The sequence below is a fragment of the Trueperaceae bacterium genome, assembly GCA_036381035.1.
Classification (GTDB): domain Bacteria; phylum Deinococcota; class Deinococci; order Deinococcales; family Trueperaceae; genus DASRWD01.
Window position 1 is genome coordinate 1 of record DASVDQ010000002.1, and the last position, 11192, is coordinate 11192.

General features: G+C 72.6%; 12 protein-coding genes. 7 read left to right on the plus strand and 5 right to left on the minus strand.

Annotation, left to right across the window (positions count from 1 at the left end; genetic code table 11):
* The 4 genes from VF202_00060 to dnaJ form a co-directional block, all read left to right on the plus strand.
* Positions 1-1090, plus strand: a 1090-nt coding sequence (locus VF202_00060) for a DUF4097 family beta strand repeat-containing protein (protein ID HEX7038486.1), incomplete at its 5' end; no start/stop codon positions are given.
* Positions 1091-1585, plus strand: a complete 495-nt coding sequence (locus VF202_00065; protein ID HEX7038487.1) for a hypothetical protein — start codon at positions 1091-1093, stop codon at positions 1583-1585.
* The gene (locus tag VF202_00070; protein HEX7038488.1) at positions 1585-1968 is read left to right on the plus strand and encodes a DUF2089 domain-containing protein; all 384 of its coding nucleotides are present in this window, start codon (positions 1585-1587) and stop codon (positions 1966-1968) included. Before VF202_00065 ends, VF202_00070 begins: the two co-directional genes overlap by 1 nt.
* 186 nt (positions 1969-2154) lie before the next feature.
* On the plus strand, positions 2155-3309 hold the full coding sequence (dnaJ, locus tag VF202_00075; GenBank protein ID HEX7038489.1) for a molecular chaperone DnaJ: 1155 nt from the start codon (positions 2155-2157) through the stop codon (positions 3307-3309).
* 14 nt (positions 3310-3323) lie between these two features.
* Here the strand turns inward: dnaJ and miaA are convergent, their stop codons facing one another.
* Complete coding sequence (gene miaA / locus VF202_00080; GenBank protein HEX7038490.1) at positions 3324-4436, minus strand: tRNA (adenosine(37)-N6)-dimethylallyltransferase MiaA; 1113 nt, start codon at positions 4434-4436, stop codon at positions 3324-3326.
* Positions 4437-4681: 245 nt separating this feature from the next.
* Between miaA and VF202_00085 the strand changes: the two genes are divergently transcribed.
* Positions 4682-5068 (plus strand): Hsp20/alpha crystallin family protein, encoded by a 387-nt coding sequence (locus tag VF202_00085; GenBank protein ID HEX7038491.1) that lies wholly within the window; start codon positions 4682-4684, stop codon positions 5066-5068.
* A 163-nt stretch (positions 5069-5231) separates the two neighbouring features.
* On the opposite strand, the gene VF202_00090 is transcribed toward VF202_00085, so the two are convergent.
* The 4 genes from VF202_00090 to VF202_00105 all read right to left on the minus strand — a co-directional run bounded on the left by VF202_00090 (position 5232) and on the right by VF202_00105 (position 8480).
* Positions 5232-6059 carry an LptA/OstA family protein gene (locus VF202_00090; protein HEX7038492.1) on the minus strand — a complete coding sequence of 276 codons (828 nt, stop codon included), beginning with the start codon at positions 6057-6059 and terminating at the stop codon, positions 5232-5234.
* 47 nt (positions 6060-6106) lie between these two features.
* Positions 6107-7147, minus strand: coding sequence for an LptA/OstA family protein (locus VF202_00095; protein HEX7038493.1), 1041 nt, complete (start codon positions 7145-7147; stop codon positions 6107-6109).
* A 116-nt stretch (positions 7148-7263) separates the two neighbouring features.
* Entirely contained in the window at positions 7264-7830 is a 567-nt protein-coding gene (locus tag VF202_00100; protein HEX7038494.1) for a hypothetical protein, read from the minus strand.
* Positions 7831-8012: 182 nt separating this feature from the next.
* Positions 8013-8480, minus strand: coding sequence for a GreA/GreB family elongation factor (locus VF202_00105; GenBank protein ID HEX7038495.1), 468 nt, complete (start codon positions 8478-8480; stop codon positions 8013-8015).
* 221 nt (positions 8481-8701) lie between these two features.
* On the opposite strand from VF202_00105, the gene VF202_00110 reads away from it, so the two are divergent.
* Together VF202_00110 and VF202_00115 are read left to right on the plus strand one after the other, a co-directional pair.
* The gene (locus VF202_00110; protein HEX7038496.1) at positions 8702-10111 is read left to right on the plus strand and encodes an MBOAT family O-acyltransferase; all 1410 of its coding nucleotides are present in this window, start codon (positions 8702-8704) and stop codon (positions 10109-10111) included.
* On the plus strand, positions 10086-11120 hold the full coding sequence (locus tag VF202_00115; GenBank protein ID HEX7038497.1) for a hypothetical protein: 1035 nt from the start codon (positions 10086-10088) through the stop codon (positions 11118-11120). Before VF202_00110 ends, VF202_00115 begins: the two co-directional genes overlap by 26 nt.
* The last annotated feature ends 72 nt before the right edge of the window (positions 11121-11192 follow it).

The window sequence follows — 11192 nt, forward strand, 5'->3', positions numbered from 1 at the left end:
CGACCATCCCGCCGGGACCGGCCGAAGCGCCGCGGAAGCGGGTGACCACCCCGCCGGCACCGGCGAGCCGCCGGACCACGACACCGCCGTGGGCCATGCCGCGAGGGAGGCCGCCCGCCTCACCGAGCAGGCAGCGCGTGAGGCCAGCGCTGCCGCCCGCGAGGCGGCTCGCGAGGCCGCCAGACAGGCACGCGAGCAGGCCAGGGAGGCGCATCACGTCGCCAGGGAGCTGCATCACGCCGCCAGGGAGGCGGCTCGTGAGGCGGCGCGGGAGGCGCGTGAGGCCGCGCGCGAGGCGTTGCGCGCGGCGCGGGACAGCGCCCGCGAGGGCGCGCGGGAAGCGTTGCGCGCGGCGCGGGACACCGCGCGTGAGGCCGCGCGTGAGGCCGGGCGCGCCGCACACACCGGGTCTGTGGTGCCGCCAGGAACCGACACGGAGCGCCCCGGCAAGTCGATAGCGCCGGCCGGCACGAAGTGGGTCACGGTCGAGATGCTCGGCGGTGACCTCGAGGTCCACGCGGTCCCCGGGCTCACCAAGCCCAAGGTCGAGGGCGGTCCCGGCGAGCTGAGGATCGACGAGGTCGAGGACGGCTACCGCGTGCGGTTCGATCCCGAGGGGTCGGGCTTCCTCGGCGGGCTCATCGCCAGCCTGCGCTCCGGAGACATCACCGTGCACATGCCGCAGGACTACGGCCTCGTCGTCGAGGCGACGGCCGGCGACGTGTCGCTCCACAGGGTCAGGTACCTGTGTGGGCGCATCCGCGCCGGCGACCTGGACGCGGGCACGCTCGAGGGCGTGGACTTCAGCATGACGGCCGGCGACTTCGATGCGACCCTCGACCTGCGGTCCGGCAGCCACGTGATCACCGTGGGCGCCGGCGACGTGAACGTGGGCATCGCTGACGGGTCCGACGTCGCGGTGAACGGACGCGTCTCGATCGGCGACGCCAGCTCCGACGTGCCCGGACTGGAGCGGCGGAGCTCCGGTCTCGGCGGCACGATCTCCGGCGTGGTCGGGTCGGGCGCCGCTCGCCTCGACCTGCGCGTCACGACCGGCGACCTCCACGTCGGTCCGGCTGGGAGGCGCTGAGTGGCCAGCTCCAACGAGCGCAAGCGCATCCTCGACCTGCTCGCCGCGGGCAGGATCAACGTCGAGCAGGCCACGGCGCTGCTGAAGGCGCTGGGCCCGACGCCGGCCGAGTCCCTGCCGCTGCCGCCGCGACGCCCCGCCGAGCCGGCGCTGCCGCCGCACCCGGGCCTGCCTCACCCGGCGGAGGTGCCGCCGCCGGCGCCGAGCCAGAGCGCCTTCGTGCGCCGCAGCCCGCGCTTCGTGCGCATCAAGGTCGACGCGACGAAAGAGGGCGGGAAGTCGACGAACGTCGACGTCCGCATACCCTACGCGCTGGCGAAGTTCGCGCTCAGGTTCCTCCCGCAGGAGGCGCGCCGCGAGCTCGAGGCGCAGGGCATCGACATCAGCCAGCTCCTCGAGACGGCCGAGACGATGCCCGAGGGCAAGATCGTCGACGTGGACGCCGTCGACCCCGACGGCGAAAGCACCGCACACATCACGGTAGAGGTCCTCTGATGCCCATGTACCCCATGCCCACACGTTGCCCAGTCAGCGGCGGACCGCTCCTGGTCACCCGCCTCGAGTGCGAGGAGAGCGGCGTCACGATCGAGGGTCGGTTCGCACCGAACGAGTTCGCGATGCTGCCCGAGGAGAACCTCGAGTTCCTGCGCATCTTCGTCAAGGTCAGGGGCAACCTCAAGGAGGTCGAGCGCATCCTCGGCCTCAGCTACCCGACCGTCCGCCAGCGCTTCGAGAAGCTGCTGCTCGCGCTCGGCTACGAGGCCGAGCCCGACGTGAGCGAGGAGCGCGCCGAGGTCCTCGACCTGCTCGAACGCGGCGAGATCGACCCTGACGAGGCGGCGAAGCGCCTGCAGGCGCTGCAGCGCCGCGGCGGCTGACGGAGGCGTGCGCCCACCAGGGCGAGGGCGGGTGCCCACCAGGGCGAGGGCGGACGTTCCCCGCCCGCAGCGGGACCCGGTCGAGAGGCCGGGTCCCTGCGCTCGGAGGGGTAGCGAGGCCAAGCCTGCCGAGGGGTAACGCGCCTCGGCGCGGCGCTCGGGGGCCGTAGTTATACTGCCGGCTGCATGCCCGACTACTACGCGCTCCTCGGGGTCGATCGCAGCGCCGATGCGGCACAGATCAAGTCGGCGTACCGGCGCCTGGCGCTCAAGTACCACCCCGACCGCAACCCCGGCGACAAGGAGGCCGAGGAGCGCTTCAAGCAGATCAACGAGGCCTACGCCGTGCTCTCGGACCCCGAGAAGCGCAGCCGCTACGACCGCTACGGCACCGTCGACGAGAGCATGCCCGTGGGCATGGACATCTTCGACATCTTCGCCTCAGTCTTCGGCGGCGGCATGGGCGGCATGGGCATGGGCCGGGCGGCTCGCGGCCGCGGCCAACCGGGTGAGGACCTCGAGGTAGAGGTCGAGGTGACGCTCGAACAGGCCTGGGCGGGCGAGACCGTCAAGGTGCCCGTCGAGCGCATGGTCCTGTGCGACCACTGCCACGGCGACAGGGCCGAGCCCGGCACCGACGGCAAGCGCACCTGCCCGACCTGCGGCGGCGTCGGCCAGGTGAGGACGCACGCGCAGTCGCTGTTCGGCACCGTCATGACCACCCGCACCTGCCCCGAGTGCCGGGGCGACGGCCAGGTGATCACCGAGCCGTGCACCGTCTGCGGTGGGCGCGGTCGCCAGCTCCGGACGACGAGCGTCGACGTGCCGCTGCCCAAGGGCATCGACGGCGGCTACCGCCTGCGCGTCCCGAACGCCGGCAACGCCGGCACCGACGGCGGGGCGAGCGGCGACCTCTACGTCTACGTCACCATGGCCCCGCACCCGCACTTCCGGCGCGAGGGCGACGACCTGTACTACGAGCTCGAGGTCGGCATCGCCCAGGCGGCCCTCGGCGGCACCTTCACGGTCCCGACCATGGAGGGCGAGGAGCCCTTCGAGCTGCCCGCCGGCACGCAGCCGTTGGCCGAGTTCCGCCTGCGCGGCCGCGGCATGCCGCGCCTGCGCCAGCCGGGCAAGGGCGACCTCGTCATCGTCGCGAAGGTGGTCGTCCCCACGCGCCTCTCGCCGGAGGCCCGCGAGCTCCTCGAGGCCTACGCGGTCGAGGCCGGGGAGGCCGTCGACGAGCACGAGACCGTGGTCGAGAAGGTGCGCGGCCTGTTCGGCCGCCTCAGGGACCGCCTGCACCGGGACGACGTCCCCGGCACCGAGACCGCCAACTAGGGCACCGAGACGGCCTACTGGCCGCGCCCGCGCCCCACCAGCCCCATCTCCACCAGGCGCGCCCGCAGCAGGGGCACGGCCGCCTCGCCGGTGAGCGGCAGGCGGTGTACGCCGGGCTCGCGCCGGAACCAGGTGCGCTGGCGCTTGGCGTAGCGCGCGGTGGCGACCGTGACCGCCACGACCGCCTCCTCGAGGGAGGCTTCCCCCCGCACGTGCGCGACGACCTCCTTGTAGCCGATCGACTGCCTGGCCGTGGGCAGCTCCGGGTAGCGCTCCAGGAGCGAGCGGACCTCCTCGACGAGCCCCTCCTCGAACTGCCGCCGCGCGCGCTTGGCGATGCGCCGCCTCAGCTCGTCTGCCGGCGGGTCGAGCAGGAACACCTCGTAGGCGAAGCGGGGCCTGGTGGTCGGGAACGCCGACGGCGGACGCCCGGTGAGCCGCAGCACCTCGACGCTGCGCACGACCCGGCGGGGGTTGCGGGCCGCGCGGGCGGCGTCGGCCGGCGAGGCCGCCTCCAGCTCGGCTATGAGCTCGTCGAGGCGGCCCTCCGCGACGGCGCGCCACAGCGGCGCCTGCCGCTCCGGGTCGGCCTCGGGCGCCGTGGGCACCCCCTCGCGCAGCGCCCTGAGGTAGAAGCCGGTACCGCCGACGACCAGCGGCACGCGACCGCGCGAGAACACGTCGGCGATCGCGCCCTCGGCCAGATCGACGAAGCGGGCCACGGAGAAGCGCTCGTCGGGGTCGACGACGTCGACGAGGTGGTGAGTGACGCGGCGGCGCTCCTCGGGCGTCGGCTTGGCGGTGCCGATGTCGAGGCCGCGGTAGACCTGCATCGCGTCGGCGCTGACGACCTCGAGGCCGAGCTCCTCCGCGAGCGCCATGGCGGCCGCGCTCTTCCCCGACGCCGTCGGGCCCACGAGGGCCGGGACGCGTCGGCGCGGCTCGCGGACCGGGTCGAGGTGGTCGGCGTCGTCGTGGTTCGGGCCGGTCAGCGGCTCGTCGCCGCGCGCCTCGTCGCCGCCCGGGCGCGCCCCGGGGGGCGCTGCGGCCACGCCGGCTCCCGCCTCGTCGGTCACGTTGGCGACGTCACGGCCCGTCTCGCGCGAGCCCGGCCACACCTCACCCACGTCGCCAAGCTAGCAGGCGGTGCAGGCCCTCCTCGCGGCCGCGAAGCCAGCAGGCGGCGTCGGCGCTCCGGCGGGGCGCACGGTCGATGAGCCGCTTGCGGGCGCCGTCGAGGCGCCGTGCCCCCGGCGTGCGAGCGCGCCGGCACCGGCGGCCGGAGCGCGCCGTCTCCCGGCCCCTCCCCCCGCTCCCGGGCACCCGCCAAGCAGCCTACGGAGGCCGTCCGAGCCGGTGCTACTATGCAGCGATGAAGATCCAGAAGTACGGCACAGCCGGTGATATCGAGGAGCTGATCGCCGTGCGGGACAGCATCCAGCGGCTCGCCGACGCCCACGGTCCCTCGTCGCCGCTGGTCGTCAGGGCCGACCTCCACGACACCGGGGAGGCCTACCTCGTGCACGTGGAGGTGCCGGGGGTGCCGCAGTCCGACCTCGAGGTCGCGGTGCAGGGAGACGAGCTGCTCATCGCCGGCATCCGCGACAGCACGCCCGTCGACACGGTGCCGGTCTTCACCGAGAGGCCGATCGGCCCGTTCCAGCGCACGATCCGCCTGCCCTCCCCCGTCGACCCGGAGCACGCGACCGCCCACCTGCAGAGCGGCGTGCTGACGATCAACCTCCCCAAGCAGCGCTAGAGCGGCCGAGTCCGCTTCGGGGCCCCGAGGGCCGCGGCGGCGCTGGACGGACCTACCTGTCCCGCGCCCGCGGCGGCCTGCGGGGCGGCCCGCCTTGGCCCGGGCCGGCGCGGCGCCGGCGCTCGGCGACCGGGGCGCCGGCGAGCGCCACGCGGCTCGTGCCCTACTCGATCTCCACCTCGAGCTCCCCCGCCACGTTCCCGATCACGACGACGTCGTCGCTGTCGAGGTAGTAGAGCAGCCGCGCGCCCTCGAGCACGTCGGAGCCGCGCACGCTCCGCGCCGGCGACCCCGTGAGGACGGCGGTGCCGGCCTCCTCGTCGAGGGTCAGCGTGTCGCCGGTGGTCGTGCGCTCCTGGCTGGTGACGCGCACGTCGCCCTGGAGGGTGGCCCGCTGCTCGTCGACAGCGAACGTCATCGACGACGAGCTGGCCGTCAGCGGCGCCTCGCCCTCGTCGGCCGGCGCGCGCGTGAGGCTGATGGGCCCGTCCATCGTGCCCACGTTCTCCTCCCTGTCGAGGAAGAAGCGCGTGCCGACGACGGTCGTCCTCCCCTGCACCAGGGTCACGGCCGGCTCGTCCGATGGCGTCGACTCCTCGATGCACCCGGGCCGGTTGAAGGTCACGGTCGCGCCCGTCAGCTCCAGGGTCTCCTGCCCGCCGCCCTCCTTGGCCTCGGCCGGCGTGCGCACCAGCGCCAGGTGCGACGTGATGACGGCGTCCTCCACGCGCGTCTCGACGTGACCGGGAGGCGGTCCGTAGACGATCGTCAAGCGCATTCCATCCTCGCAGTTCGGGTTGTTGCCGATGCTGCGGGCGCCCTCGGACGCCAGCGCGCGGTTGCTGATGACCAGCTCGGTGTCGTCGCGCCTGACCGTGAACGTGGTGACGGCCTGGGCGGCCGCCCAGGCGAGCGTCGCGGCCGCCACCACGAGGGCGGCGCGGCCACCGGCGGCTCTGCCACGTACCGCGTGCCCGGCGGCCGCGCTCACGCGTACGGCGCTCGGCGCCGGCAGCCCCCTCCCCGCCGGCCCGCGCCTCACTCCTGGGTCTCGCCCCTCAGCGCGAAGGCGGCCGGGTCGAAGGCGCTGCGCACCGAGGCGTCGATCGCCTCGAAGAAGTCGAACTCGATGTCCTGCCTGATGCGGTCGGTCACGAGGCTCGCGCCGGTCTCCGAGTCGACGGCCTCGGCCGGCTGCTCGGAGGTGCCGATGATCTCGGCGATGCCCTCCTCGTCGTCGAAGAACACGACGTCCCCGCGCGAGGTGATCGAGCCGTCCACGACCGTGACGGCGCCGCGCGCGTAGAGGCGGTTCTCCTCGGTGAGGACGCGGATCTCGTCGGCGGTGATGGTCATGAGCTCGCCCGCCTCGTCGGTGCGCGTGATCTGCACCTGACCGCCCTCGCTCGTCAGCACGCCCAGGTTCGCCTCCTCCTCGAAGATGAGGTTCTCGGCGGTCGCCGACTGGTTGCCGTTCTCGAGCTTCACGTCGCCGGTGGAGGTGGAGCGGTCGGTGTCGACGTCGAACGAGACCTGCGCCGCCGTGATGTGCACGGGCTCCTCGCCCTCCGCCTCCGCCTCGATGACGACCTCCACCCCGCCCTCCATCACGCCCAGGCCGGTCGCCTCGCTGTAGACGAGCTGCGGGCCCGTGGCCGTGAGCCGGCCGCGGTTGACCTCCACGCCGTTCCTGAAGGCGGCGGTCCGCTCGCCGCCGCGGGCTATCGAGGTGCCCTCCGGCGCGGTGAGCTCGGCGTAGCTGCCGAGGATCGTCAGCGTGGAGACTGTCGCGCGGATGCCGCGCGGGTCGGGGTGCTCGTAGACGATCGGCCCCGAGCGCAGGTTCCCGCGCTGGGTGCCCCCGCTGCCGTCGATCGTGATGATGCGCTCGCTGGCCGCGTCCTCGCCCTGCTCCCCGCCCTCCTCCGGCGGCGCCGCGGGCTCGTCCGCCGGGGACTCGGCGGGGGGCGACGCGGGCTCCTCCGCCGGCGACCCCGCCGGCGGAGCTGGGGACGCGTCCTGCGCCAGCGTGAACGCGGCCGCGCCCAGGGCGAGCGCGCCCACCAGCGTCAGCCGCACGAGGGCGCCGCGTCGTGTTTCACGTGAAACGGGCTCGAGCCTAGTGCGCCCGGCTCGTTCGCCTCGCTCCTCGGCGACGGGAGTGTCGTCCGTCATGTCGTCTCGCTCTCCGGGCCTCAGGGCTCGTCGTCCGACGAGCGGACGATGAACTCGCTGTACCCGACCGTCCCGGGGCCGCCGGCCTCGAAGTCCGTGAAGTCGAAGCTGATGCGCATGTCCTCGAACACGCTCTCCCCGAGGTCCGGCCCCGACATCGCGGCCCGCGGCACCTCGAAGCGTCCGCGCGCCTGGTCGATCAGCACGAGCCTGCTGCCCTTGGCCTCCATGTGGAGGTCGATCTCGTCCTCCACCAGGTGTGCGTGCATGGCCTCGCCCCTGATGTTGTCGTCGTCGTCTATCGTCACCCGCTCGGAGGCGAGGGTGAAGTCGGTCTCGCCCCCCACCGTCCTGCGTCCGTCCTCGATCGCGAACAGCGTCGCCTCCTGGTCGTCGGGCACGTACTCGACGCGGGGCGCCGAGAAGTACCAGACGGCCTCAGGGTCGGCGCGGGGGTAGAGCGTGACCTGGGTGTCGCGCAGCGTGATGACGGCCTCGGGCGCCTCGACCTGGGCGTCGTCCAGCAGGGCGAGCGCCAGGAGCCCGGCCACCACGACGACCATCGCGATCAGCGCCATGCGGAGCACGGCCCGAGACTAACAACGGTGCCGATGAACGGGCGTGAGGTAGGCGCCCGCCGACGGTAACGCAGCCTTCAGGAGGGCGCCTCGGGGAGCGTCGGCTCCGGGGCGTCTGCCCGAGCGGCGGTGCCTGGGCCGCGGTGGTCGCCTCCGCCGTCGGCCGCGGGACCCGCGCCCGAGGCGGAGCCTCAGTCGAACTTGACCGAGACGACCTTGTAAGACAGGGCGCCGCCGTTCACGACGACCTTGTCGCCGGCGCGCTTGCCGAGGAGCTGGCGGCCCAGCTCGGAGTCGTCGGAGATGCGGTTCTCGAAGATGTCGGCCTCGTGCGTGCCGACGAGGTGGAAGACGTGGCGCTCGCCGCGCTCGTCCTCGAGCTCGAGGCTGGCGCCGAGGGCGGCCACGGCGTCGCTCTCGTCCCGCTCGACGATCACGGCGCGGTGGATGATCTCCTCTAGGTCGGCGATGCGCGCCTCGTTCGCGCTCTGCAGCAGGCGCGCCTCGTCGTAGGCCGCGCTCTCGCGCAGGTCACCGTCGGCGAGCGCCGCGCCCATGTAGTCGGCGAGCTCCTGGCGCTTCTCCTCCTTGAGGTAGCGCAGCTCTTCCTTGATCTTCTCGAGACCCTTGGCGGTCAGATAGATCGGTTCCTTGGACACGTGACTCCCCTGCGGCGGCCAGCTGCCGGCCGCTCGAACTAGACCTCGGATGATACACGGCGCGCCCGTACCGCCTCCGTGTCGGCTTCTACGGACGGCGGTGCGGCGGGTCCGACACGCGGCCGGGTCCCCTCGAGCGCGTCGGCCACCCCGCCGTAAGCCCACGCTCACTCTTCGCTCATGGGGCCCGGCCTACACTCCGATGAGAACCGGGAGAACCGATGCTCTTCAACAGCTACGTCTTCTGGGCGTTCTTCGCCGTCGTGCTGGCGCTGCACGCCGTGCTGCGCGGCCGAAGTCGGAAGGCGCTCCTGCTCGTAGCCAGCTACGTCTTCTACGGCTACTGGGACTGGCGCTTCCTCGGGCTGATCGCGCTCTCGACGGCCTCGGACTTCGTGGCGGCGCAGCTCATCGAGCGCTCGCCCGACCGCGCGCGCAAGAGGGCGTGGCTCGCCGCCGCCCTGACGCTGAACCTCGGCATCCTCGGGTTCTTCAAGTACTTCGACTTCTTCGTGGAGAGCCTGTCGTCCGTGCTCGTGGCCGCCGGGCTGCCCGGCCTGAAGCCCGTGCTGAACGTCGTCCTCCCGGTGGGCATCTCGTTCTACACGTTCCAGACGATGTCCTACACGATCGACGTCTACCGGGGCCACCTGAAGCCGTCGCGGAACCTGCTCGACTTCGCGCTCTTCGTGAGCTTCTTCCCGCAGCTCGTGGCCGGGCCCATCGAGCGGGCTACGTCGCTGCTGCCGCAGATCGTCTCGCCGCGCCAGCGCACCGCCGCCGACCTGCCCGAAGGCGCCTACCTCGTCCTCTCCGGCCTCTTCAGGAAGGTGGTCATCGCCGACAACCTGGCGGCCATCGCCAACGGCATCTTCTCCGCCGACCCGTCGACGCTCACCGGCCCCGAGGTCGTGGTGGGCGTCTACGCCTTCGCGTTCCAGATCTACGGCGACTTCTCCGGCTACTCGGCGATCGCCAGGGGCGTGGCGCGGTGGCTCGGCTACGACCTGATGGTCAACTTCCGCATGCCCTACCTGTCCGTGTCGCCCAGCGACTTCTGGCGCCGCTGGCACATCTCCCTCTCGTCGTGGCTGCGCGACTACCTCTACATCCCGCTGGGCGGCAACCGGCACGGCACCTGGAACACCTACCGCAACCTCATGCTGACGATGCTGCTCGGCGGCCTGTGGCACGGCGCGGCGTGGACGTTCGTCGCGTGGGGCGCGTTCCACGGGCTCATCCTCGTCGCCTATCGCCTCGTCGCCGGCAAGGACCGAGAGACGCCGCGGCCCCTGCTGGCGCGACTGCCCGCGATGGTGCTGATGTTCCAGCTCGTCGCCGTGAGCTGGCTCCTGTTCCGCGCCGAGTCGATCGGGCAGGCGTTCACGATGGGCGTGAAGGCCCTCTCCGACTTCACGCTCACACCCCTGGCGATCGGCGGCTTCGCGACGGTGGCGTTCTTCGCGCTGCCGCTCATGCTCTTCGAGCTGTGGCTCGAGGACAAGGAGGACCTGATGGCGCTTCTCCGCAGGCCGTGGCTGGCGCGCGCGACCGTCGCCGCCTTCTGCGTGCTGATGCTGGTGTTCTTCCCGGCGCCGGTCCGTTATGAGTTCATCTACTTCCAGTTCTGAGCTCGTCGACGGCGGGTCCGTCGCGAGCGGTCCCGTCGCAGGGCGAGCGGCGGCCGAGGGCGCCGCGGCGCGCGCGGGCGCCCGCTGGTGGCTCTACCTGCGGACGCCGGCGTTCGTGCTGGCGGTGCTGCTCCTCGTCGAGGTCGGCGTGCGCGTCACGGAGGAGCGCCTCTCGCTCGATGTCGAGCACATCCACGAGATGGGTGACATCGTCAGGGACCTCGCGGACGCGCCGGGACCCAGCGTCCTCTTCATCGGGAACTCGCTCACCCGCCGCGGCGTCGACGTCGACCTCATGCGGGCCGGCCTCGACGAGGACGGGGCGGGCGACTGGAACGTGGCGGCCCTCTACCCCGACGACACCGCGGTCCTCGACTGGGTCTACCTCTACGACAGGTACGTGATCGGGCAGGACGCCGTCCCCGACGTCGTGGTCGTGGGTTTCGGCAACTGGCACCTCGAGGACAGGCCGATCAGCCGGGCGCAGTCGTACCGTCTCGGCCGCTACTTCGCGTCGGACCGCATGCTCGGCTACCTCGTCGGCACCGAGCTGACGAGCCTGGCGGACAAGATCAACGTCCTGCTCTCGCACTACTCGGCCGCGTTCGCGAACCGCGAGCGCATCTCGCGCCGCGTCCTCTCGCTCCTGCCGGGGTACGAGGAGAGCGCGCGGCGCATCAACGACCTCCTGAAGGGGTCGGAGGACGTCGCGGAGGCGCCCGCGACCTACGAGAGGCTGGAGCGGCTCGTCAAGGAGGTCGAGGGGAGCGGCGCCGAGCTCGTCCTCACCGCCATGCCCACGAGGTCCGGCTACGACCTCGACCCGCAGCTCGTGAAGGTCGCCGAGGAGGCGGGCGCCCGCGTCATCGACCTGCGCGACGTCCCGGGCCTCACCACGGAGATGTTCGAGGACCCGCTGCACCTGGGCCCGGAGGGCGCCGCGCTCTACACCAGCTACGCCGCCGAGGCGCTGGCACCGCTACTCTCGCGCTCCGCGGCGGTCCAGTAGACTAAGGGGCGCGCGGGCCCTTAGCTCAGCGGTTAGAGCAGTCGACTCATAATCGATCGGTCGCTGGTTCGA